At 57.0% G+C, this 21,747-nt stretch carries 21 protein-coding genes and 4 pseudogenes; 13 read left to right on the plus strand and 12 right to left on the minus strand.

Going from position 1 to position 21,747, the window contains the following annotated elements; translation table 11 throughout:
• Positions 1 to 8: 8 nt before the first annotated feature.
• Together RBH71_RS03345 and RBH71_RS03350 are read right to left on the minus strand one after the other, a co-directional pair.
• Complete coding sequence (locus RBH71_RS03345; RefSeq protein WP_113556446.1) at positions 9 to 761, minus strand: SDR family oxidoreductase; 753 nt, start codon at positions 759 to 761, stop codon at positions 9 to 11.
• 11 nt (positions 762 to 772) lie between these two features.
• Positions 773 to 1,285, minus strand: coding sequence for an RrF2 family transcriptional regulator (locus tag RBH71_RS03350; protein ID WP_113556445.1), 513 nt, complete (start codon positions 1,283 to 1,285; stop codon positions 773 to 775).
• A gap of 247 nt (positions 1,286 to 1,532) precedes the next feature.
• Here RBH71_RS03350 and RBH71_RS03355 point away from each other — a divergent pair, with 247 nt between their 5' ends.
• Both RBH71_RS03355 and RBH71_RS03360 read left to right on the plus strand, forming a co-directional pair.
• Positions 1,533 to 2,114, plus strand: a complete 582-nt coding sequence (locus RBH71_RS03355; RefSeq protein ID WP_035252491.1) for a TetR/AcrR family transcriptional regulator — start codon at positions 1,533 to 1,535, stop codon at positions 2,112 to 2,114.
• 72 nt (positions 2,115 to 2,186) lie between these two features.
• Positions 2,187 to 2,918: an SDR family NAD(P)-dependent oxidoreductase gene (locus RBH71_RS03360; protein ID WP_003517445.1), complete on the plus strand. Its 732-nt coding sequence runs from the start codon at positions 2,187 to 2,189 to the stop codon at positions 2,916 to 2,918.
• 169 nt (positions 2,919 to 3,087) lie between these two features.
• On the opposite strand, the gene RBH71_RS03365 is transcribed toward RBH71_RS03360, so the two are convergent.
• The 3 genes and pseudogenes from RBH71_RS03365 to RBH71_RS03370 all read right to left on the minus strand — a co-directional run bounded on the left by RBH71_RS03365 (position 3,088) and on the right by RBH71_RS03370 (position 5,049).
• Entirely contained in the window at positions 3,088 to 3,681 is a 594-nt protein-coding gene (locus RBH71_RS03365) for a zinc-binding dehydrogenase (protein WP_112361554.1), read from the minus strand.
• 124 nt (positions 3,682 to 3,805) lie between these two features.
• Positions 3,806 to 3,868 (minus strand): annotated as a pseudogene (locus RBH71_RS26605) (hypothetical protein); the annotation flags it as partial.
• Between the two features lie 14 nt (positions 3,869 to 3,882).
• On the minus strand, positions 3,883 to 5,049 hold the full coding sequence (locus RBH71_RS03370) for an MFS transporter (RefSeq protein ID WP_323687071.1): 1,167 nt from the start codon (positions 5,047 to 5,049) through the stop codon (positions 3,883 to 3,885).
• A 137-nt stretch (positions 5,050 to 5,186) separates the two neighbouring features.
• Between RBH71_RS03370 and RBH71_RS03375 the strand changes: the two genes are divergently transcribed.
• Positions 5,187 to 5,630: a helix-turn-helix domain-containing protein gene (locus RBH71_RS03375; protein ID WP_003517439.1), complete on the plus strand. Its 444-nt coding sequence runs from the start codon at positions 5,187 to 5,189 to the stop codon at positions 5,628 to 5,630.
• Positions 5,631 to 5,910: 280 nt separating this feature from the next.
• Here RBH71_RS03375 and RBH71_RS03380 read toward each other — a convergent pair whose 3' ends face one another.
• Positions 5,911 to 7,197 (minus strand): HAMP domain-containing sensor histidine kinase, encoded by a 1,287-nt coding sequence (locus RBH71_RS03380; protein WP_323687072.1) that lies wholly within the window; start codon positions 7,195 to 7,197, stop codon positions 5,911 to 5,913.
• Between the two features lie 2 nt (positions 7,198 to 7,199).
• Positions 7,200 to 7,886 carry a response regulator gene (locus RBH71_RS03385; protein ID WP_003517435.1) on the minus strand — a complete coding sequence of 229 codons (687 nt, stop codon included), beginning with the start codon at positions 7,884 to 7,886 and terminating at the stop codon, positions 7,200 to 7,202.
• Between the two features lie 146 nt (positions 7,887 to 8,032).
• Between RBH71_RS03385 and RBH71_RS03390 the strand changes: the two genes are divergently transcribed.
• The 5 genes and pseudogenes from RBH71_RS03390 to RBH71_RS26610 form a co-directional block, all read left to right on the plus strand.
• Positions 8,033 to 9,067 (plus strand): efflux transporter outer membrane subunit, encoded by a 1,035-nt coding sequence (locus RBH71_RS03390; RefSeq protein WP_323687073.1) that lies wholly within the window; start codon positions 8,033 to 8,035, stop codon positions 9,065 to 9,067.
• Positions 9,048 to 9,458 (plus strand): TolC family protein, encoded by a 411-nt coding sequence (locus tag RBH71_RS03395; protein ID WP_323687074.1) that lies wholly within the window; start codon positions 9,048 to 9,050, stop codon positions 9,456 to 9,458. Before RBH71_RS03390 ends, RBH71_RS03395 begins: the two co-directional genes overlap by 20 nt.
• A complete protein-coding gene (locus RBH71_RS03400) occupies positions 9,458 to 10,579 on the plus strand; it encodes an efflux RND transporter periplasmic adaptor subunit (RefSeq protein ID WP_003517432.1) in 1,122 nt (373 codons plus the stop codon). The genes RBH71_RS03395 and RBH71_RS03400 overlap by 1 nt, the downstream gene beginning before the upstream one ends.
• Positions 10,576 to 13,665: an efflux RND transporter permease subunit gene (locus RBH71_RS03405; protein ID WP_113556442.1), complete on the plus strand. Its 3,090-nt coding sequence runs from the start codon at positions 10,576 to 10,578 to the stop codon at positions 13,663 to 13,665. Before RBH71_RS03400 ends, RBH71_RS03405 begins: the two co-directional genes overlap by 4 nt.
• A gap of 115 nt (positions 13,666 to 13,780) precedes the next feature.
• Positions 13,781 to 13,907, plus strand: a pseudogene (locus RBH71_RS26610) (transposase); the annotation flags it as partial.
• 99 nt (positions 13,908 to 14,006) lie between these two features.
• Here RBH71_RS26610 and RBH71_RS03415 read toward each other — a convergent pair.
• A complete protein-coding gene (locus tag RBH71_RS03415) occupies positions 14,007 to 14,579 on the minus strand; it encodes a recombinase family protein (RefSeq protein WP_323687075.1) in 573 nt (190 codons plus the stop codon).
• A 14-nt stretch (positions 14,580 to 14,593) separates the two neighbouring features.
• Here RBH71_RS03415 and RBH71_RS03420 point away from each other — a divergent pair.
• Positions 14,594 to 15,504: pseudogene (locus RBH71_RS03420) on the plus strand (HNH endonuclease).
• A 12-nt stretch (positions 15,505 to 15,516) separates the two neighbouring features.
• Here the strand turns inward: RBH71_RS03420 and RBH71_RS03425 are convergent.
• Complete coding sequence (locus tag RBH71_RS03425) at positions 15,517 to 15,717, minus strand: BrnA antitoxin family protein (RefSeq protein WP_080581035.1); 201 nt, start codon at positions 15,715 to 15,717, stop codon at positions 15,517 to 15,519.
• A 217-nt stretch (positions 15,718 to 15,934) separates the two neighbouring features.
• Positions 15,935 to 16,546 carry a TetR/AcrR family transcriptional regulator gene (locus RBH71_RS03430; protein ID WP_003517423.1) on the minus strand — a complete coding sequence of 204 codons (612 nt, stop codon included), beginning with the start codon at positions 16,544 to 16,546 and terminating at the stop codon, positions 15,935 to 15,937.
• A gap of 148 nt (positions 16,547 to 16,694) precedes the next feature.
• Between RBH71_RS03430 and RBH71_RS03435 the strand changes: the two genes are divergently transcribed.
• From RBH71_RS03435 to RBH71_RS03445, 4 genes are all read left to right on the plus strand, one after another.
• Entirely contained in the window at positions 16,695 to 16,961 is a 267-nt protein-coding gene (locus tag RBH71_RS03435; protein WP_003517422.1) for a hypothetical protein, read from the plus strand.
• Positions 16,962 to 17,397: 436 nt separating this feature from the next.
• A complete protein-coding gene (locus tag RBH71_RS03440) occupies positions 17,398 to 19,347 on the plus strand; it encodes a methyl-accepting chemotaxis protein (protein ID WP_323687076.1) in 1,950 nt (649 codons plus the stop codon).
• Between the two features lie 425 nt (positions 19,348 to 19,772).
• Positions 19,773 to 20,132 (plus strand): hypothetical protein, encoded by a 360-nt coding sequence (locus RBH71_RS26615; RefSeq protein WP_416349300.1) that lies wholly within the window; start codon positions 19,773 to 19,775, stop codon positions 20,130 to 20,132.
• On the plus strand, positions 20,122 to 20,709 hold the full coding sequence (locus tag RBH71_RS03445) for a DUF1349 domain-containing protein (RefSeq protein ID WP_003517419.1): 588 nt from the start codon (positions 20,122 to 20,124) through the stop codon (positions 20,707 to 20,709). The genes RBH71_RS26615 and RBH71_RS03445 overlap by 11 nt, the downstream gene beginning before the upstream one ends.
• A gap of 127 nt (positions 20,710 to 20,836) precedes the next feature.
• Here the strand turns inward: RBH71_RS03445 and RBH71_RS03450 are convergent, their stop codons facing one another.
• Positions 20,837 to 21,601 carry an SOS response-associated peptidase family protein gene (locus RBH71_RS03450; protein ID WP_065704119.1) on the minus strand — a complete coding sequence of 255 codons (765 nt, stop codon included), beginning with the start codon at positions 21,599 to 21,601 and terminating at the stop codon, positions 20,837 to 20,839.
• Between the two features lie 58 nt (positions 21,602 to 21,659).
• Positions 21,660 to 21,747, minus strand: a pseudogene (locus RBH71_RS26620) (ATP-dependent DNA ligase); the annotation flags it as partial.

Here is a 21,747-nt window from a genome sequence, read left to right on the forward strand (position 1 = left end):
TTTCCCTCCTATGCTCTGAGCCACTCGGCGATCGTGATCGCACCCTTGACGTAGTCTCCGTCGGGAACCAGTGAGCCGGCGACAACGGGAGCGCCGAAGTAGTCAACGGCGGCGTCGGCGTTGACCGGGCGAGCGTCGCCCTTGGCGTCGAGATAGGTCCGGATGAAGGATTCGAACGGTCCCCGTTCGGGCCCGGCAAGATCGACGGATCCGTTCTTCGGCTCCCCGAGCGCGGCTTCCACCAAAGCAGCGGCGACGTCGTCGGCCGCGATCGGCTGGAAGTCGATATCCGGCACTTTCACTGCGCCGTCGGCCGAGTAGGCGCCCACCAGTGTCTCCGTGAATTCGTGGAACTGTGTCGCGCGCACAATGGTGTAGGCCTGGCCCGATGCTGCGACGGCGTATTCTTGGGCGAGTTTGCCGGCCATGTATGAGTTCGCGGCGAGGCGGTCCGCGTTGACGATCGAGAGGACGACGTGATGGCGCACGCCCGCGGCTTGTTCGGCACGTGTCAGGTTTCGGCTCGACTTGTCGAAGAAGTCGGTGATGACGGCCTTATCGAAAGACATCATGTTCGACACGTCGATGACGGCGTCGGCGCCCGTAAGAGCCTCGGCCAGTCCTTCGCCCGTGTAGGCATTAATCCCGTTGCGGGAGCTTGCGACGACGGCTTCGTGGCCGGCGTCCTGTAGCAGCTTCACTGCCTTCGAGCCGATCAGGCCCGTGCCGCCGATGACGACGACCTTCTTCATCTTGGTCATGGTGCTTTCTCCTATGACGAGGCGCGATTGCCCGTCTTGCGTTCGTGGAGTTCAAGGAAGACGCATCCCCGGGCGGCGATGCCACCGTCGTCGAATGCACCAAGGTCCGCCAGAAGGTCCGCGACGGACACCTTGGCGAGTTCTGCGCGATAGGCCTTCTCGGCTTTCAGCATCGCGGCGTTGATTTGGCAGGGCTTAGTGAAGTAGCGCGCCGGAAGTGGATTCGGCCCGCGCTGGCGGATCTCGGCGCACCGGAAGGCGGGCGCTGGTCCTTCGACCGCGAGGACGATGTCGAGCATCGTGATGTCCTTTGGCGCCTTGGCCAGCCGATATCCACCTTTCGGACCTGGCGTCGTTGCGACGATCCCGGCGCCGGAAAGCGCCTGCAGATGCTTGAGGAGGTAGCTCGTCGATACGCCGTGGAGTTCAGCCAGTGCTGCCGCCGACAGGACGCCGTCTTCGGACAGCCCCGCCAGGAATGCCGTGCAGTGAATGGCCTGCTCGACGCCTTCGCTCAGTTTCATGGTGCATCTCCTAATCGTGGATATAAAATATCCACGATTAACTTCGATGTCAATCCGGGATCACGTAGACCGCTCAAAATTCGGAATATGACAGAAAATCGCGCTCCGGCGGCGGGGGGCTTGCCATAGTCAGGAAGCTCGCACTCTCATCGACGCCCGAACATGTTGCACTTGCCCCGGAATATCTCCGCCGCATGGTGGGAATTTAATTATTGACTGATCAATCAATAATTGGTACGTCGTCCGCATGGCAAGACCGAGAGAATTTGACCGCGACGCAGCGTTGGAGAAAGCCCTGAGGGTGTTCTGGGCAAAGGGATTTGCCGCGACCTCTACCGATGATCTGCGTGTGGCGATGGGCATCGGCAGACAAAGCCTCTACGGCGCCTTTGGCGACAAACGTACTCTTTATCTGGAAGCGCTGGATACCTATCAGCAGCGGACAAACATTGGGCATGTCATGAGGTTGAGCGGCCCGACATCGCCTATAAAAGGCATCGAAGACCTGCTTTCCGGTCTTGTGTCGGAAGACGATTGCGAGCGGGCGCTGGGATGCATGGGGGTTGGATCAGTTGGCGAGTTTGGCGTGACAGACCCGGACCTTAATTCGCGCCGCAACTCTGCCAGTGCGGCGTTAGGTCGACGCATATTGGAGAGAGTGTTGGAGGGGCAGCGTTCGGGGGAAATCAATCCCGTTCTCGACGCTGAAGAAACTACCGCGTTCATTCAGATGACGATGACCGGCCTGCAGGTGGCTGCGCGTGGCGGCGCAAAAGCTCTCGATCTGAAGGCGATGGCACGATTTGCAACACAGCGTCTAAAACCATAACGCGGCCTCCGCAACAAGGAGGTTTTTCATTTGCTCAATTATGGACTGATCTGTCAATAAAAGGAGAATCCCATGACAATCGACGAACGAAAGACCGCCCTCGTATTTGGAGGTGCCCGTGGTATCGGCGCCGCTGCGGTCGAAAGACTTTCAAAAGACGGCTACGATGTCGCCTTCACATATGTTTCGCGACCGGACAGCGCACAGGCGCTCGTGAACGAGATCGAGAAGAGTGGGCGCCGCGCGGTGGCCATCCAGGCCAATAGCGCAGATGCTGCCGCCATTCGTGGCGCGGTGGCAAAGACTGTCGACATCTTCGGGCCAATCGACGCCGTCGTCGTCAATGCAGGGATTTTGCGGCTCAACAGGGTGGATGCTGTCACTCTCGAAGAGCTCGATCTAATGATCGACATCAACATCCGCGGCGTTTTCTTGTCCATCCAGTCCGCAGTGCCGCACATGAAGGATGGCGGCCGCGTCATAACGATCGGGTCGAACACGGCGGAACGGACTGGAATGGCTGGAGCAAGCGTCTACCAATTCTCCAAGGCTGCGGTCGCAGCGATGGTGAAAGGCTTGGCCCTTGATCTGGCGCCGCGGCGCATCACCGTCAACAACATCCAACCTGGTCCAACGGACACTGACATGAACGCCGGCGCCATTGAGATGTTGTCTGACCGCAGCCCCTTGAAGCGCGTTGCCGACCCCAAGGAAATTGCGGGAATGGTGGCCTATCTAACGGGTCCCGACACGTCTTTCATGACAGGATCGAGCCTGACAATCGACGGAGGCTGGGCGCTATAAATTCAGCGCTCCAGGGGTAGGGCCGTTCACAGCGGCCCTCTCCACCACTCCGGCATCTTTCCTCGTACAGAAGTCTGCTGGGCAAAACTAACCGGCGGTCAATCTTTTGGCTTATCGCGGTGCAATTCGCGAGTTCCACTCAGTCCAAGAGCTCCCGGCGTATCCGGCATCACCCATGAAAATCGCCAAGAACGATCTTTCCGAACACTCCGCGGGCGTCCATCCGGCGATCGGCATCCGATGTAGCTGAGAGCGGACACAGTGCCCCGACAACGGGCTGAAGTTCTTTGCCCATCATTGGCAGCACATCGTCCCTGAACTGGCGGATCATAGCTCTCTTTTCTGAGCGAGATCTGGATTTCATGACCGTGCCCAGCAATTGCAAGTGATTGTGAAGGACAGTCCCGAGCGGAATGATGGCGTTGTCATCTCGCCCCAACAGGCCCACTTGGACAAGCCGACCACCAGGAGCAAGACTACGAATGTTGCGGACGAGGTAGGACCCGCCGACAAAGTCGATGATCAGATCGACCCCACAGGATGCCGTCGCATCGACGACCTCCGCCTCGAAGTCCGACCGCTGATAATCGAACACGGCTTCGGCGCCCTGCGAAAGCACGTTCCCGATGTTGCCCGCCGAAGCGGTGGCTAGCTCGGTTGCTCCTGCCGCTTTGGCAGGCTGGACTGCCGCCGATCCGATGCCGCCTGCAGCAGCATGAATGAGAACGGTCTCGCCTTTTTGCGGTTTGTCCGAGATGTGCAAGAGCCTCCCAGCCCGTGACGAAGCTTTCCATGACTGCGGTCGCCTCGATGAAGGACATCCCGGTCGGAATGGCAGCCGCCATCCCGCTATCGAGCCGCGCATACTGGGCATAGGCCCCGCCGCCGACAATCCCCATGACACGGTCGCCGACGGCAAAGCCGGTTACTTCGTTTCCGACGGCTGTCACTTCTCCCAGCGACCTCAAGGCGGAGGAATGGGGTTGCTATGCCTGATCGCAATCCCGATTGCAACGAGCATCATTCCGCCCGCCAGCAGGAAGGTCAACCGCATTCCGGAGGCGATGGCCGACGCGGTTGCGCGCGCGAACTCTTCCATCCCCACGCCGAAGGCAAAGACCGCCCCCATGGCAGACGCACCGGCAATCAAACCGATATTGCGCGACAGGCTGATCAAGCCCGATACCGTGCCGCGGCGGTCCTTGGAGACCTCGGCCAGGGCGGCGGTGTTGTTGGCGGCCTGGAAGAGTTGATAGCCGGGCGTCAGCACGATGATGGAGATCACATAGCCGGTGACGCCAATCCGATTTGGCAGAAGCGCCAGCAGGAACGATCCGGCGGCCAGCAGGGCAAGGCCGATGGCGAGGATGCGGCCACTGCCCCAAGCGTCGACCATCCGCCCGGACGGAACGCCGCTGAAGATGGAAATGACCGGGCCGACCGCCATGACGAAGCCGACCTGTGTCGCCGTAAGGCCTAGTGCGATGCCGAGATAGAAGGGACCGACCACGAGCGTCGTCATCATGACCGCAGCGACCACGATATTGACGAGGAGATTGGTAACAAGGTTCCGGGTCATGACTGACCAAAGGGTGACAGACAGCGCCTTTGCCTTGGCAGGACCGGCCGGAAGCAGCCTGATTGCCAGCACTAGGGCCAGTACCGCCAGCGGCACCTGCACCCAGAAGATGCCACGCCATCCCGCGACCGGTATCAGCAGCCCGCCGAGCGAAGGGCCGAGCGCGGTGCCCAGCGCCGACACCGTGCCGAGCAGGCCCATGGCGCGTCCGACACGCGCTTCGTTTGCGGTCTGGCGCATCAGCGCCATGGCGAGCGTCATCAGGAATGCCGCGCCTACGCCCTGAAGCGCCCGCGCGCCGATCAGCAACGACAGGTTCGGTGCAATGGCGCACAGCAGTGAGGCGATGGCAAATACGGCGAGACCGACCACCAGCATCGGCTTCAGCCCGCGGTTGTCCCCAAGTCGACCTGCGATCACCACGGACACGGTCATGGCTGCGAGATAGGCCACGACCACCGCCTGAACCTGCAAAAATGGTGCGGCGAAGGCGTCAACCAGCGCCGGCAGTGCGATATTGGCGATGCTAGTGCCGAGCGAGGCCAGCAGCATCGCGAGCGCCAATGTGACCGTGATTCCGGTTTTTCCTTTTCCAATGCGAATGATTTTGTCTGTTCCACAGTCTCACCTACTTGCTTCGATATTCGTTCGAGAGCAGGCTGCCACTTTAAGCCGACTTGAGGTCAAGCATGAAATTTCTGGATATTGGAGAGGTCGCGGCAAAGAGTGGGATGAAGCCCTCGGCGCTGCGCTATTACGAGGAAGCCGGACTGATTTCCTCAATTTCCCGCCATGGATTGCGGCGACAGTTTCCGCCTGAAGTGCTCTTGCAGCTCAAACTGATTGCAATGGGCAAATCGGCGGGCTTTTCGCTCGAGGAGATCGGTGGGATGTTCAGCAAGAACGGAACGCCAAACATCTCGCGTGACGTGATCCACGCCAAGGCCGACGAAATTGACCAAAAAATCCGCGAACTGACGGCGCTACGCGCTACGCTCCGCCATGTCGCCGATTGCCCGGCGCCCTCCCATATGGAGTGCCCTACGTTTCGGCGGCTTGTGGATGTGGCGGGCAAACGAGGCGGGAAACACGGGAAGATGAAAAAGCCGAACCGAAGCAGGAGCCCTCAATAACCAAAACCATCCGGCGGTGACACCGCCCTTATACTCCAGATAAACAATCGTGAAAGCATCGATATCGATATTTTCGTCAATGATCCGCAGGTCCTCCCATATCTGAACCCGACAACACAGGGCTATATCCTGCAGGGGAACCCACAAACATTCATAGAGAGCCAGACGTTAAGCGCTGTAGACGTCGTCTAAAGTTAGGTAAATTGTAGGGGTGGCGAAGTCCATCTTGACCGGGGAAGAGAAACAGCAACAGCTTCCATCCAAGGCCGACGATGGGCGGTTAAATCACTGCCCTAGTATCTCGGGAACTCGCAGGGATCACGATTTCCACGCGTAGTCCACCTGACGGCGTATTGGTGGCCGTTGCGCAACCGCCATGCCATTCGGCAGCGCGGCGGGTGATGGCGAGGCCGAGGCCAAAGCCCGAGCGCGTCGTGACGGTGGAGCTCTGTGAGAACGGTTGGAAAATAGCGTCCAGTTCCGCGTCCGGTACGCCAGGTCCCGCATCCTGGATGGAGAGTGAAAGTTGCTGACCGTGTACTTCCGAAGTGACGAGAACAGATGTCTTGTCTCTGGTGTAGGCAATTGCATTGCGGATCACGTTTTCTAGCGCCCGGTAAATCAATTCACCGTTGACGGAAGCAACGAATGTGTCGACGCCTTCATATTGAACCCTAATATCGCGTGACTGACCTTCGAACCTCGCATCTTCGACAATCTCCCTCACGAGATCGACAACATCCAGCGTTTGTCGATCAAAGCGCGGAGCGTTTCGTTCCGAAAGCCTCGCCAGAGTTAGGATTCCCCCGACCAATTCATCTAAGCGTTCGACTTCTCTTCCCATTCGCTCGATCATTGCGGTCAACCGCGCCGGGTTTTGTTGCAAGAGGCCGATAGCCGCCTGTAATCTTGACAGGGGTGAGCGTATCTCGTGAGAGACATCGTGAAACAACTGTTGCTGTGCAATCTGGAGTTCCTGAAGGCGTGCTGCCGTAATGTCGAGGTCGTGCGCCAGAGAGGCAACTTCGTCGCGCTTGCTGCCAATTGTATGCGCTATTCGAACATCGAGTTGGCCATTGGCTATGGCTCGCAACCCGTATCGAAGCTGCTCAACGGGGGTGATAAAGTACCGGGCGAGCCAGTAGGCAGCTGCCGCCGCTGCCATGAGGGCGGCTAACCACGGCACTGTCCGCGGCCAGGTTTTTGAAATAACACCCTGAGGCGAGGCAGCGATCTGGACCTCGTAGCAATTCCCGTCGCTTACCGCGTTCACAACTAGATCATGTCCCGCCTTAACCCCACAGTCGAATGCTGGACCAACCGGGCTGATGCGAATGGATAATTCGCGACCAGTACGCTGCATGGCTGCCACCAGCTTCTTTGCAGTGTCATATCCATCTGATTGCAGGACCTGGGCCGTTGTTTCCAGGGCAAGCCTGTGTTCGCGGTTGGCGACTTCTTCTTCAAAAGGGGATTGGAACATGGTGCTAATTGCAAACAGCAGTGCTATCGACCCTGCCATGGCAAGCCAGACCACGCTGAAAAATTTCCAGAATAGTCGATGCATCACTAGCCCTCTAACAGCTGATAGCCGCGGCCTCTTACAGCCTGAATCCACGGCTGCCCGTCTTCGCGGGTTCCGAGCTTTTGGCGGATACTGCTGATATGGACATCGATGCGGCGATCAAATGCGGTCAGTGGCTTGCCGAAGGCGCGCAACGAGATATCCTGTTTGGAAACCAACTGGCCGGAAGAACGGACAAGCACCTCGAGCAGACTGAACTCGGTGCCGGTCAGTTCGAGCTGGGTACCGGACCACTCGGCTCTACGGGTTGAAGGATATAGCGTCAGCGCGCCCGTTTTGAGCACCTCCAGCCCACCATCCCGTTCGCTTCGGCTAGATCGACGAAGTATCGCGCGGATTCGAGCGGCCAGTTCTCCCGGCGAACAGGGTTTTGCGACATAGTCGTCGGCGCCAAGATTAAGCCCGGAAATACGATCAATGTCATCACCGCGGGCCGTCAACATCAGAACCGGGACATCGCTAACCTGCCGGATTTTCCGCAACACATCGAGGCCGTTCATACGGGGCATCATGATATCGAGGACAATGAGATCGACCGGTGTCGTTGTTGCTACAACGACACCGGATCTGCCGTCGTCTGTGGTGTCAACCGCGAATCCTTCTTCGGTCAGGTATTCGCAGAGCAGATTTGTAAGCTCGATGTCATCATCGATTAAAAGCACCTTAGGCATGTCTTGCATCCGTCGCGTCGATGCTTGAATTCTTTAAGGCCTGACGCCCGTAAATACAGCAGTTTTACATAACTTAACACGTTCTTGACCGACATTAACATCGCGATCCCTATAGTGCAGCCGACAGCTTAAAGGCAGCCCGGATCATGCGTATAGTCTTCTCTTCAGGTTCCGTCCTCGCCACGTTGGCGGTACTCAGCGGTTGTACCGCCCTTGGCACCCTCAAACCTTCAAATTCTGTCGTGTCAGCCTATTGGCACGCGACGTTGCCGCATGGAGGACGCCCTACTGATCTCGTCGCGTGGTGGGCAAGCTTTAAAGATCCTTCGCTGACGGAATTGCTAACACTGGCGGAACGGGAAAATCCGACCGTTCAAGAAGCCGTCGGCAATATCGACAAGGCGCGTGCGACGCTGGATAGCGCACGTGCGGGCCTCTTCCCGTCGCTGGATGGATCTGCCTCTGCATTGCGCGAGGGCAACAAAGGCGATGACCTCAATAAGATTGTAGCCGGAACGAACAAAAGTGGTGGTCTCGACGCAGCCTGGGAACTTGATTTGTTCGGCAAGACTAAGAAAGAAACACAGGCTGCGGCTTCGAGAGCCAGAGGCAAGGTCTGGTCATGGCATGACGCACGGATTTCCGTCGCAGCCGAGGTCGGTGATTACTACGTCCAGTATCGCGCGTGTCGCCAGTTGGAAAAGCTTTACCGCGACGAGCTCGCGTCGCAGAAAGAGACACTGCGCGCCACTGAAAAGTCAGCACAGTCCGGCTTCACGTCAACTGCCGATTTGGCGCTCTCCCGCGCAAGTGCGGCGACATCCTCGTCAAATTTGACCGCCCAACGTGGTGACTGCGAAATCATCATCAAGTCACTGGTCCAACTGACTGCTACCGATGAAGTGGTGATCAGAAAATTGCTGGACCAGGGGAAAAGTAGCATTCCACAGCCTTCATCGTTGCGGATCGCCTCTGTACCGGCGGACGTTTTGAGGCAACGGCCTGACGTCAATGCGCTGGAAGCTGAGGTCGCAGCAACGGTTTCGGATGTTGGCGCGGCAAAGGCCGACCTCTATCCAAGTCTCAGCTTGAGTGGATCCATTTCAATCAGCGAGATCCACCGTAACCGGCAGATCGATACCGTGGTCCTTTGGTCCTGCATTGTCGATACCGCTCTTTGATGGCGGCACCAAAAGGGCTGCCGTCAGAAGTGCAGTGGCGGATTACGATGTTGCTGTCGCAAGTTACAAGTCCGGCGTCTTGACGGCTGTCGCAGACGTGGAAACAGCCCTCATTCGCGTCAACACGGCTTTGAAGCGTATCGGCGATGCCAAGATGGCCGCTGATAACTATCAAAGCTATTTCCGCTCGGTCGATGAGAATTGGAAATCTGGTGGCGTCAGCATCCTCGACCGGGAAGAGGCGCGTCGCTCGGCACAGTCTGCCGCCATCACCCTCATCGAAATCAGGCGCGACGCGGTCCGATACTGGATCGCGCTCTACAAGTCCCTGGGAGGCGGTTGGTCCGCTCGGGCTGGCGTCTCGAATACCCTTATGACTGGAACACACTGATGCGTAGATCCGCTTTTTCCTCTCTCGCCATGGCCCTTGCCGTAACTTTCATGCCGCAGTCGGCCCGTAGCGAAGACGCCGCACAGACCGACTCTCAAGCTGCAGCTTTGACAGTGAGCGTCTCCAACCCCCAGCTCTTGAACTGGCCGGTGACTATTCCTGCGAGTGGTCGACTTGCCGCATGGGATGAAGCGGTCATCGCCGCTGAGGTTAGCGGCTTTAAAATCATCGACGTCAAAGCAGATATCGGTGCGACGGTTGAAAAGGGAGACCTGCTGGTGCAGTTCTCCGCTGATACGGCGCAGGCGGATTTGGAACAGCAGGAAGCGACGGTCGAAAAGCAGGAAGCGGCGCTCGATCAAGCGGTTGCGGATGCGGATCGCGCCCGAGGACTGACGGGGTCCGGTGCGTTGTCGAAGCAGCAAACGACAGAGTATCTGATCAGCGAGCGCAAGGCGAAAGCCGACGTCCTCTCTGCGAAAGCTGCGTTGGCATCTTCGCAACTGACACTGGACCGGACAAAGGTTTACGCCGTCGATGACGGGATCATATCTGCGCGTTCGGCATCTCTCGGTAACGTCGTGAATGCCGGTGACGAACTGTTCAAGCTCATCCGGCAAAGCAGGGTCGAATGGCAAGCGGAGTTGCCGGTAAAGCGGTTGTCCGAAGTAAAGCAAGGAACGAAAGCAGTTATACCGACCCCTGACGGCAATATTAGTGGCGAGGTTAGGTTGGTTTCACCCACTACGTCGACAAATAATGGTCGGGTCACGGTTTACGTGACCCTCCAGCCCGAGGCAGGAATGCAAACCCCGAAGACCGGCATACTCGCCAGCGGCTACTTCGAGTTCGACCACGCCGATGCGCTGACAGTGCCAGCGACAGCCGTCACGCTCCGGGACGGGTTTTCCTATGTCTTCATTTTGAATGAGGCTGAGAAGGTGACCGTTGCCCGGAAGCGCGTCGAGACAGGTCGCCGACAGGGCGACCGTGTCGAGATTGTTTCTGGTATCGAAAAGGCGGACAAAGTCGTCACAGCAGGTGGTGCTTTCCTCGCAGATGGCTCGGTTGTGCGAGTGTCCGACGGCACCACGATTGCCAAAAAGGAGGAAGCAAAGTGAATTTCTCCTCATGGTCCATCCGCAATCCCGTCCCGCCCGTTCTGCTTTTCGTCCTGTTGACCGCCTGTGGTCTGTGGGCTTTCAATCGCCTCGACGTCCAGAATTTCCCCGATATGGACCTTCCAACGATCGAGATCAGTGCTTCGCTGGATGGGGCGTCGGCGTCTCAGCTCGAAACGGAAGTGGCTCGCAAGATCGAGGATGAACTGACGGGCCTTTCCAAGCTGGACTCCGTCACAACAACGATCACGGATGGTTCTGTTAGCATCTCGGTTGCCTTCCAGGTTGGAAAGGACACCCAGGAAGCACTGGATGAGGTCAAGAGTGCTGTCGACGCGGCAAAGAGCGACCTGCCGGAAGAAATGAACGCGCCGACCGTTTCGAAACAGTCGTTGAACGCCTCGCCACTCATCACCTACGTCGTGCATTCAGACAAATTGGATTCTGCTGAGCTTTCTTGGTTCATCGACAACGATCTGTCGCGGGCGCTGATGGCTGTGGACGGTGTTGGTGAAGTCAGTCGCCTTGGCGGGGTCGATAGAGAAGTCAGGGTAGAGCTCAACGCAAATCTCCTCGATGGCCTTGGTTTGACCGCGAATGATGTCAACAGCCAGGTCGAAGCGGTGCAGTCCGATCTGTCTGGTGGCAAGGGCAGAATCGGCGGCGAAAGTCAGTCTGTCCGGACGCTTGCAACGGCAAACAGTGTAGAACAGCTCCGATCATTGCCCATACCCTTGCCTGCCGGGAGTTGGGTTCGACTGGACGAACTCGGAACGGTAACAGATACCCACAACGATCTTACCTCACTTGCCTACCTGAATGGCAAACCCGTGATTGCCGCTCAGATCAAGCGTTCAAAAGGCTATTCTGATACGGCCGTTACCGAGAAAGTTCGCGACGCGATGACGGTATTTGCCGCGGCCAATCCGGGCGTGACAATCGAAGAAGCCTACAACACCATCGTACCCACCGAGCAAAACTACGAATCCTCGATGCACATGGTCTATGAGGGCGCGCTCATCGCCGTTTTCGTCGTGTGGCTGTTTCTGCGCGACTGGCGTGCGACACTTCTCGCGGCTGTTGCCCTGCCGCTGTCGATCATACCGACTTTTCTCGTGATGTATCTGCTTGGCTATACGTTGAACACAATTACACTGCTGGCGATTTCACTTGTGGTCGGGATTCTTGTGGATGACGCCATTGTCGAGATAGAAAATATCGAGCGACACCTCAACATGGGTAAAAGCCCCTTCGAGGCGGCGATGGAGGCAGCTGACGAAATCGGCATGGCTGTTATTGCCACGACGTTTACCTTGGTCGCGGTCTTCCTTCCAACAGCTTTCATGGGCGGCATTCCGGGCATCATTTTCAAGCAGTTCGGTATTACTGCGTCAGTTGCCGTTCTCGCCTCGCTTCTGGTTGCGCGATTGCTAACGCCAATGATGGCAGCGTATATGATGAAGGCCAGTGGCAAGACACACGAAGAGGACGGCCGCCTGATGCGGAGCTACCTCTGGCTGGTAAAGGGTGCGTTGCGTCGCCGCTGGATTCCAGTGCTTGGGACGGTTGGGTTTCTGGCATTCACGATCCTTCTGTTGTCTCATTTGTCGACGGGCTTTTTCCCGGCCTCCGATGACAGTCAAACGCAAATTACCCTCACCACGCCATATGGATCGACGATTGAAGCGACTGACGAGGCGGCGCGAAAAGCATCCGAAATCATCGCAGGCGTAGACCACGTCACCTCGGTGTTTCAGGCAACCGGAACAGCGTCCACGGGCGGGATGAACAGTACGTCAAATTCAAGCACTAACAGTGCGACAATCGTCGTCAATCTAACGCCGATTGACGACCGGGATATAAAGCAGTCGGAGATCGAAAATGATTTGCGAAAAGCCTTGGAGCAGTTGCCCGGCGTTCGCCTGGAAATAGGCTCCGGAGGCAATGGGACAAAGCTCACGCTGACGCTTGCAGGCGACAATTCTGACCTTCTTGAACAGGCGGCGGCAAGCCTTGAAACTGATTTGCGCACGCTTCCAGGGATCGGCAATGTCACTTCATCCGCGGCCATGCAGACTCCGGAGGTCACCATAAAACCCGACCTTGCGCAGGCGGCCTCTCTTGGTGTGACGTCCAAGGCCATCGCCGAAGCCATTCGCGTGGCGACTGCTGGTGCGTATGATACCGCTCTGTCGAAGCTTAATCTGCCCGAACGCCAGGTCGCCATTCGCGTGATGCTCGACACCGCAAGCCGTCAGTCACTGGATGCCATCTCGCTGATCCCAGTCGATGGTAAAGAAAGCAAGATCGCGCTGGGTGCTATCGCCGACATCTCGATTGGCTCCAGCCCCAGCCAGATCGATCGGCTTGACCGATCGCGCAACGTCTCGCTGACTGTCGAGTTAAATGGCAGGAACCTCTCCGACGTGACCGCAGAAGCCGCACAGTTGCCCAGCTATAAAAACCTGCCGCAGGGCGTGAAGTTCGTGGAGCAGGGCGAATTAAAACGTCAGAGTGAGCTGTTCAGTAGTTTCGGCACATCCATGGCGATCGGCATTTTCTGTGTCTATGCCGTTCTGGTCCTTCTGTTTCATGATTTCCTCCAGCCTGTGACTATTTTGATGGCTCTGCCGCTGGCGCTTGGCGGCGCTCTGCTGCCTTTGGTGCTAACAGGTACGAGCTTTTCAATGCCTGCTGTTATCGGTCTGATCCTACTGATGGGAATTGTCTCGAAAAACTCGATCCTTCTCGTGGAGTACGCCATTGAGGCACGACGTGCCGGCATGTCTCGCTACGACGCCCTTGTCGATGCCTGCCACAAGCGAGTACGACCCATTATCATGACCACCATCGCTATGGCCGGCGGCATGCTGCCCGCGGCGTTGAGTCTCGTCTCGGGAGACTCAAGCTTTCGCCAACCCATGGGTATCGTTGTCATAGGCGGATTGATTACCTCCACCTTCCTAAGCCTTCTGGTCATTCCTGTGGTCTTCACTTTCCTGGATGACGCGCTTGTATGGCTCAAGGCGAGGATCGGAGGGGGCGAAACCAAGCAGGCAGAGGGATTTTCCACGCCACAAGTCTAACGCGTGCAGGACCCGCCGGGGACACCGGCTCTACATTGGGTCGCTGACATCTGCGCCCCACCGATGACGATACAGCGAATAGCCCTAGATTTGCAGACACCTTCTTTCCCAATCCATGAGCAAATCGAATTTCAGCGAAGAGTTTAAGCGTGACGCGGTGCGTCAGATCACAGAGCGAGGCTATCCGGTTGCGGAGGTTTCGCAGCGGCTCGGCGTCAGTCAGCATTCGCTTTACGAATGGAAGAAGAGTTTGCTTCGTTGAACGCCAAGGCAGCGACGAGGCCGATGAGATCAAGCGGCTGAAGAAGGAACTGGCTGGCGTCATCGAGGAGCGCGACATCCTAAATGTCAATCGAACGCAGGCCGCGAACCGGCTCCCCACTATCATCGAACTCACGTCGCACTCTGTAGCCGTAAAAGATACCGCCTGGCACCCGCCCATGTTTGGCAATGGTCTGCCTGCGCGCACGCGGTAGCGAACCTGTTCGAGCACTTCCTGCCTGAGAACCGCCCTCAATCCAAGTTCCATCGATGACACCCGCCGCGGCGCCGTGAACCTTCCATAAATCAACATCATGAAACTGCAGGATCTTGAGAATTTGGGCACTGTGCTCAACGTCGCGGGAAAGGCGATCAAGAGTAAGGCAGAGAAACACGCTATAGGCGCCGGTCTTCGCCACCGCCAAAGCGGCCTGGAGCCCAGACCGCGTCTCGAAAGACGAACCGCTTACATAGGCGTCGACGAAAGTTTCGGCCAAATGCCAGCCTTGTTGCGGAACGAATTGCTTTCCGAGATCGGGCTGGGTTTCGATCCAAGCGAGATCTTGTTGATCTGTTGCATAACGCGTGTAAAGCACGATTCTCTTGAGGACATGCATAATGACCGATCTGCCTATTTGTGTCGCGATCACCATGGTAGAGATCGAATATGGGATTCGGGGTTTTCATTCACCGCACAGATTCGATCTACGACGACAGTCCGGCTGAGCAATATCAGTTTCCGAGCCAGTATCTTGGCCGCGTCCAAGCCTGCGTTGGAGATTGGGTCATATACTACGAGCCTCGAAGGTTGCGGCGACGCGCGGATATTTCGCGGTCGCCAAGGTCGCACAGGTCATTCCAGACCCCAAAGCGTCCGGTATGCATCTGGCTCTGATCGAACCCGGCAGCTATCTCGATTTCGTCAACGCTGTTCCTTTCAGCGGGCCAGATGGCGTGATCGAGCGGGGAGTGCTCAACGACGCGGGGCGAATTTCGGGAAGGGCGCAAGCAGCCGTGCGGCCGATCTCAGCCGCAGACTTCAATCGTATCTTGTCAATTGGCCTGGCAGAGGATCAACCGGAACTGCCGCGATCGGGCGAGGCAATAGACAGGCCAACTGGCGCCGGATTCTCGGGCGGCATTCAAGCTCCATTTATGTTCGAAGAGGAAAGGGTGCGGGTCACACAGCTTTCATCGCGTATCGTTCGCGATCGCCTGTTTCGCCGACTGATCTTGCAGGCCTACGACAAACGATGCGCGATAACAGGCTTGAAGCTGATCAATGGCGGCGGCCGCGCGGAGGTTGATGCCGCCCATATTCGCCCGGTTGAAGCGGACGGCCCGGATATTCTGTCGAATGGCATCGCGCTCTCTGGCACGGCACACTGGATGTTCGATCGCGGCCTTATCGGCTTGTCGGACGATCTTGAGGTCCTGGTTTCGCGTCAAGCGAACGACCGCGGCAGCATCCAAGGTCTTATCAACAAGACCGGAAGAGCGATCGTACCGGCAGGTGTTCACGAACGCCCGCATCCACAATTTCTGAGATGGCATCGCGAGAATACCTTTAAGCAATAGCGCGCCAACGGCTCAAATCCGTTCAAGTGCTTGATGGGACACATTCATTGCGGCTCGCAAGGTATCGTTGATGCGCTCTTGCCAGCTCGGACCGTCCGCCTGAAAATGCGAAAGGACATCACTGTCGATTTTCAAGGATACAAGCTCCTTGGTGTTGGAGATTGCGGACCGTTCAACGGCTGGAGCTGCGACCTTCTGCGCCGGTTTGAACAGCGCAGCCGGTCAATTTCTACTTTCAGGCTGTATGTCAAAACAGCGGTGGTCGCACCCCACATTTGGTGGGCAGCCGAAATAACGCAATTGCTGCTGATAAACTGGTCAACCGCCCCTCAATCCGGAAGAGAACGCTTATCGCGAAGGTTACTCTAAGTTGGCCGATCAACATGCACCTTTGCTCTTTCAGTGGCACTTCATTCTTGCACCACCAGGATCAGGCAGAAGCCTGTGCGCCTAGACCAAACGAGACCATCGCCGCTTCACACGCACGCGTAAACCGCATTGACGGACCTTCTTTGCCAGCGGCAAGTTTGCTGACGCGTGCTCCCTCTAACAGCATGGACAGCGTATCAGCCAAAAGTTCGGGATCGCTTACACCTGTCGAACGACAAAGATCGGCAAGCCGGGAATGCTGTTCCATCTTCAACGTTTCTATTATCGCATGTGCAGGGTGCCCTTGCTCTTTCAACTCTACCGCAGCATTGGCCAAATCGCATCCATAGGGCTCGCTGGAAAGACATTGTGCGCGCGCTTTAACCCATGCCGCGAGCTGAGCCCTCGGGTCGCCCGGGTTCTCTTTTTCGAGATCTTCCCAGGCTTTATCGAGCGTTCGAGAACTGTGCTTGAGCGCTTCACACACAAGATCGTCCTTGGAACCAAAATGTCGGTATAAGGTCATCTTGTTGGTTGAGGCGGCTTCGGCAATGGCATCAACACCGATGCCGCGTATCCCATGTTCACGAAAGAGTTGGCAGGCCGTTGACACAATCCGGTCACGAGGTGCGATTTTCTGCTCAGAAGCACGATCAGATGTCTCGGATTTCATGAGTTTAATTTTTACCCTCAAGCGGTGTTGACATGCGTGTTACCGATCGGTAACTATCACAAAAGTTACTTACCGGTAACACCTTGGCGCGAGCCCGTCAAGCAATCGCCCGCTTTCACAGCTTAGGAATTATCGAAAGGAGACTGAGATGAGACAGACGATAGACGAGATGACGCTCGCCGAGATTTTCGCAGATCCACTGATCCGTTCAGTCATGCGCGCCGACGACGTGGGCCTGGACGATTTCAAAGAGTTGATGCATTCGGCGGCGACGTCCTTGACGACACGCGATGGCGCAGCATTTGCTGGACAGTTTGAAACGAGCGCGCCTGCAGCTTCATCGAAGCGTACACTCGTAACCGCCGTACAGCCCTTGTTCGCAGGTTTCTTTAAGCCTTGCGCTGCCCATATGTGAATGTGGCCTGCATCACCATCCCACAAGTCGGGCTTATGCGCGGTGGGATGGCTAATCGCGCGCTGATCTTTCAGATATTGGTATCTCCTGCGCCCGTTTGGGCATGAAGAAATTGTAAAGTATTTAACTATAACTAATAGCAAGAAAACGAGCTAAGCACGGCCGTGGAACAATCGGTTCTAGTCCGTGTTTTGCGAAATGCGGCCCGGCGTTTCCGCCTTTTGGCGGGGCTGTCCTTTCGCCCGCGGAATGGTGACCTGCCCGTATTTGAGGGGGCAGGCCGGCGTTTTTCGGCGCATGCATGATGCAGTTGCGATCAGAGCCGATGATGCGGCTACCGAAGCCTTGATGATCGAGGTTACGCGACGTGCAATGTCAGTCTTGCCGAACACCTCCGGCACGGGGAAGGAGCGGTATTCATGCCCTGAGGTTATCCGTGTCATTTCTCCAGAATGCCAGTATCCGCACCAAAATTCTGTCGCTCATTCTACCGCTCTGCATCATCGGTCTGGGTGCAACAGTATATATGTCCGCCCGTTACAAAAACGCGGACACGCTCTATTCAGAGTTCATTGCCGGCGATAATGCCGCGCTTGTCGAGCTTTCTCGTGCCAACCGCAATCTTCAGGCGGTGGCTTACGGTGCTTATCAGGTAATGGCATATGACACCTCCATTCCAGATTTCGCCATCGCCAAAGGCGAGTATAACACCGACAAAGGCGAACTGATCTCGCGATTGAACAACGTCAAGGCGATATTCCCGGAAGAGACGGCAACAATCGACAAACTGCTCAAACAATCTCAGAGCATCATCGCAACCACTGATAAGGCCGTCGAGCTTGGATCCGCTAATCGTAATCAGGAGTCCGCGGCGGAACTCCTGAAGGCTGATGGGCAAATTCGCGCGGCCGGAAACGAAATAGGCTCTTTGCTGGACAAGCTTGCCAAGGGTGTTGCAAAAGGCAGCGACGATCTGAGTGACCAGACGAATTCCACGATCCTGACCTCGCTTGTTGTGGTTGGCATCAGCTTTGCAGCCGGCATCATTCTCGCACTTATCGTGGCCTCGCGTGGCATCACAACGCCGATTGCCCGCCTGCGCGCGCGCATGGTGTCGCTGGCAGGCGGCGATACGGCAGCCGAGATCGATGGCATGGACCGCAAGGACGAAGTCGGCCAGATGGCGGTTGCCGTTCAGGTGTTCCGCGAGAGTGCGATCGAGCGCATTCGTCTCGAACAGGAAACCGAAGCCAATCGCAGCCTTTCGGAAAAGGAACGCATCGCGCGCGAGCAGCAGAAGGCCAAGGAAGCTGCCGACGTCAAATTTGCCGTCGACAATCTTGCAACCGGTCTTTCGAAGCTTTCGGATGGCGATGTGTCCTACCGCATCGGCCAGCCGTTCACGGCGACACTCGACGGCGTTCGTAACGACTTCAACATGTCCGCCGAAAAGCTGCAATCGGCATTGACCCGGGTTGCGCAGAATGCCGGTGGCATCGGCGCGGGCGCAAACGAGATCAAATCGGCCGCCGACGATCTGGCCAAGCGTACCGAACAGCAGGCAGCAGCCGTGGAAGAAACCGCTGCCGCTCTGGAAGAGATCACCACGACAGTGAAGGATTCCACCAAGCGCGCGCAGGAGGCCGGCCTGATCGTCAGCCGCGCCAAGGCAGGTGCCGAACAATCCGGCGAAGTGGTACGCCGCGCCGTGGTCGCCATGGAGCAGATCTCCAAATCGGCCAACGAGATCAGCAACATCATCGGCGTGATCGACGAAATCGCCTTCCAGACCAACCTTCTGGCGCTCAATGCTGGCGTAGAAGCCGCGCGTGCGGGCGAGGCGGGCAAGGGCTTTGCCGTTGTCGCGCAGGAGGTGCGCGAGCTTGCGCAACGCTCCGCCAATGCGGCCAAGGAAATCAAGGCGCTGATCACCACCTCGAACGATCAGGTGCAGCAGGGCGTTCAGCTGGTGGGCGACACCGGCAAGGCGCTGGCGACGATCGTATCGGAAGTGCAGGAAATCAACCGGCACGTCGTCTCCATCGTGGAATCCGCGCAGGAGCAATCCTCCGGCCTCCAGCAGATCAATACCGCGGTCAACCAGATGGACCAGGACACGCAGAAAAATGCTGCCATGGTGGAAGAGACCAACGCCGCCAGCCACAATCTGGCCAAGGAGGTAGCTTCGCTCAACCAGCTTCTCGCGCAGTTCAAGCTCGCCGATACCGCCTATCAGCAGAAGAGCCAGCCCGCTCCGGTTCGCAATGCCGGCGGCAACGACAGATACGTGGCATCCCCCGTACGCGCGCTTGGCCGCAAGATTGCATCCGCATTCTCCGGTAACGCTGCTGTCGATACGTCAAAGGACGACTGGCAGGAGTTTTGATCGGCGATCGGTCAACGACGTGAGCTTCGGCGGGAGATATCCCCGCCGCCAATCAAGGACTATGCCACGCAATCGAAAATCGTTTACGTGGCATAGTTCATGCCAGAGGGGGTGACCAACACGTCTGGCAATCTTCGCAATACATTGTCCTTCACGCAGCGCGTCGCGACTATGGCCGCGGGATCTTTTTGGGCACTGACTCATTCTCGATGATGTTTCGGATTCAATTGGTGTGATTTCCGAAGGAAAATCAGCGCCATGCGAGCGCAGTTTCGACTTCCGATCTGATCCCGGCCGGTTTGAACGTTGAATCGGTGCATGATGCCACCGACGCGATCGTTGTCACTGCGTCCGCCGGGTCAACGGACTCCATATGTCCCCACTGCGGGACCGTTTCCCGTCGAGTTCATAGCCGTTCCCCTCCGGTGATCGGTGATCTGCCGTGTACGGCTCGACGGATCGAATTGCATCTGACCGTCAGGCGCTTTGTCTATAGTGCTAGCAACTGCCATCGAAAGATTTTTGCCGAGCGCTTCGGTGACGGTGTGGCCTCACGCTCCCTAACGAACTTCACTGCCTCAAGCTTGTACTCGCGGCTGGACTTCCTTCGTTGCATTTATGCACTCCAGTTTCGTTGGAAGCACCTTAACTTGGTGTCCACGAAACTGGCAGCAGGACAACACTCACTTTACCAGGTTTATGATCACGGGTATCCGTTGAGTCGGGCAATAGCCCCACCAGCAGTGATGCAAGGGCAATTCTGGAGACAGTGCCGTGGACGTTAATCTCAAAGAAGCTGAGTGGCTGAATAAACCTGTAGTGTGGGAAGCCACCGAGACGGGTCTCTCTTTAACCACCGATGCAAACACTGACTTCTGGCGTGAAACGCATTACGGCTTCACGCGCGACAGTGGCCATTTCCTAGGCGTAACGGTCGTGGATGGTTTCACAGCGAGTGTCCGCGTCCAAGGCGAATTCCGGTCTCTCTACGATCAGGCCGGTCTTATGGTGCGCATTGATGAAAATCGATGGGTGAAGTCAGGCGTTGAGTTTACAGATGGCGAACGGTTTCTCAGCACAGTCATCACCGATGGAAAATCCGACTGGTCAGTGTCCCAGCCCTTCAAGGAGCTTGAAGATTTCTATATCCGGATCACATTGAAGGAAGGCACGATGCGTATTCAGGCATCCTCCAATGGGAGCATTTGGCCGTTGCTGCGGCTTGCTCCGTTTCCTAAAGTTTCCCATTATTTCGTTGGGTTGACTGCATGTACGCCTGAGCGTGGCGGACTGGATGTCCGGTTTTCGGAGTTTTCAGTCGGTGCGGCGATCACTACCGATCTCCACGACCTGTCCAGCTAGCAGCTATTTAAGAGAGTTCTTCGTAAATGCCGCCTCGATCTATCGTCCTTGTAACAGGTGCCAGTAAAGGGATACGAGCAGCCACGGCCTCTCGGCGCCAGTGCCGCCTGATCAGACACGACACAAATCAGTCTTGGTCAACCGGTTCGCCCGATTTCGACACGACGGTGGACCCGTACGGTTCTCGCGACGAAATAATCAACGCATCGTTCTGAAGCGGGCGGACAAGATGTTTTGCCTCGTCCCACGGCGCCCGCATCCAGATGTCCGTGTCCTCCTTCGTCAGCAACAGAACCGGCATGGCTTTCCCATGGATCGGTTTAACGAGATCGTTGGGGTCTGTGGTCAGAAAACCATAGAGGTCGTCGATCGTGAGTCCGTCCCGAACCTTCCGGACGCTCTTCCATTGCGGCACATGGATGCCGGCAAAAAACATCAGCGATTTCTCGTCATCGCGGGCAAACCAGGCATTGGGCACATTGCCGCCTTCCTCTCTGCTCGCCGGATCCGGTTCGGCGAAGCTGGTGACTGGGACAAGGCATCTGTGTTCGACGTCGAACCATCGCGTCCAGTGCGGGAAATTGAGCTTACGCACGTTCGTCGTGCCGCGGTCGGCCTCCATGCGGATCAGCTCCTCGAGATCAAATGGCTTGCCCTTGGCCGCGAGCTTCTCGGCCTTGGCTTTGGCCGCTTTCTCCAAGGCGAAGCGAGGGGAAGGTAATCCCCATCGCGCATGCACAAGCTGCTTCTTGCCTTCCGCCGTGTTGCGGACGATCGGCCCCATTTGGTCGGGGTTCATCTGATAGGCTGGCATCAGGTTGATCAGGCTTTCGGCGTCCTGAGCCCATTTGGAGACCCAGTCCTTGTCTTCCATCCGATATAGATTGCACATGGCAGCAATTCCTCCGTTGCGACCGAATGCAGTTGTGTGGTGAGTTCCGCCTGCGTCGCTAGTCGAGCTTGTAAACGTCGGCATTGTCTTGCCGTTCCCGCAAGCCCTTATAGGAAGAATGGCGTAGCTTGTCGTCGGCCGTCCAG

The sequence above is a fragment of the Rhizobium sp. AN68 genome, assembly GCF_030758035.1.
Taxonomy (GTDB): Bacteria; Pseudomonadota; Alphaproteobacteria; order Rhizobiales; family Rhizobiaceae; genus Agrobacterium; species Agrobacterium tumefaciens.

Excerpts from the sequence above, each read along its gene's own strand:
- RBH71_RS03345 (WP_113556446.1), bottom strand. The coding sequence starts at position 761 with ATGACCAAGATGAAGAAGGTCGTCGTCATCGGCGGCACGGGCCTGATC.
- RBH71_RS03380 (WP_323687072.1), bottom strand. The coding sequence starts at position 7,197 with ATGCATCGACTATTCTGGAAATTTTTCAGCGTGGTCTGGCTTGCCATG.
- RBH71_RS03450 (WP_065704119.1), bottom strand. The coding sequence starts at position 21,601 with ATGTGCAATCTATATCGGATGGAAGACAAGGACTGGGTCTCCAAATGG.
- RBH71_RS03415 (WP_323687075.1), bottom strand. The coding sequence starts at position 14,579 with ATGGTGATCGCGACACAAATAGGCAGATCGGTCATTATGCATGTCCTC.
- RBH71_RS03430 (WP_003517423.1), bottom strand. The coding sequence starts at position 16,546 with ATGAAATCCGAGACATCTGATCGTGCTTCTGAGCAGAAAATCGCACCT.
- RBH71_RS03435 (WP_003517422.1), top strand. The coding sequence starts at position 16,695 with ATGAGACAGACGATAGACGAGATGACGCTCGCCGAGATTTTCGCAGAT.
- RBH71_RS03375 (WP_003517439.1), top strand. The coding sequence starts at position 5,187 with ATGAAATTTCTGGATATTGGAGAGGTCGCGGCAAAGAGTGGGATGAAG.
- RBH71_RS03400 (WP_003517432.1), top strand. The coding sequence starts at position 9,458 with ATGCGTAGATCCGCTTTTTCCTCTCTCGCCATGGCCCTTGCCGTAACT.
- RBH71_RS03385 (WP_003517435.1), bottom strand. The coding sequence starts at position 7,886 with ATGCCTAAGGTGCTTTTAATCGATGATGACATCGAGCTTACAAATCTG.
- RBH71_RS03370 (WP_323687071.1), bottom strand. The coding sequence starts at position 5,049 with ATGCTGCTGGCCTCGCTCGGCACTAGCATCGCCAATATCGCACTGCCG.
- RBH71_RS03355 (WP_035252491.1), top strand. The coding sequence starts at position 1,533 with ATGGCAAGACCGAGAGAATTTGACCGCGACGCAGCGTTGGAGAAAGCC.
- RBH71_RS03360 (WP_003517445.1), top strand. The coding sequence starts at position 2,187 with ATGACAATCGACGAACGAAAGACCGCCCTCGTATTTGGAGGTGCCCGT.
- RBH71_RS03350 (WP_113556445.1), bottom strand. The coding sequence starts at position 1,285 with ATGAAACTGAGCGAAGGCGTCGAGCAGGCCATTCACTGCACGGCATTC.
- RBH71_RS03390 (WP_323687073.1), top strand. The coding sequence starts at position 8,033 with ATGCGTATAGTCTTCTCTTCAGGTTCCGTCCTCGCCACGTTGGCGGTA.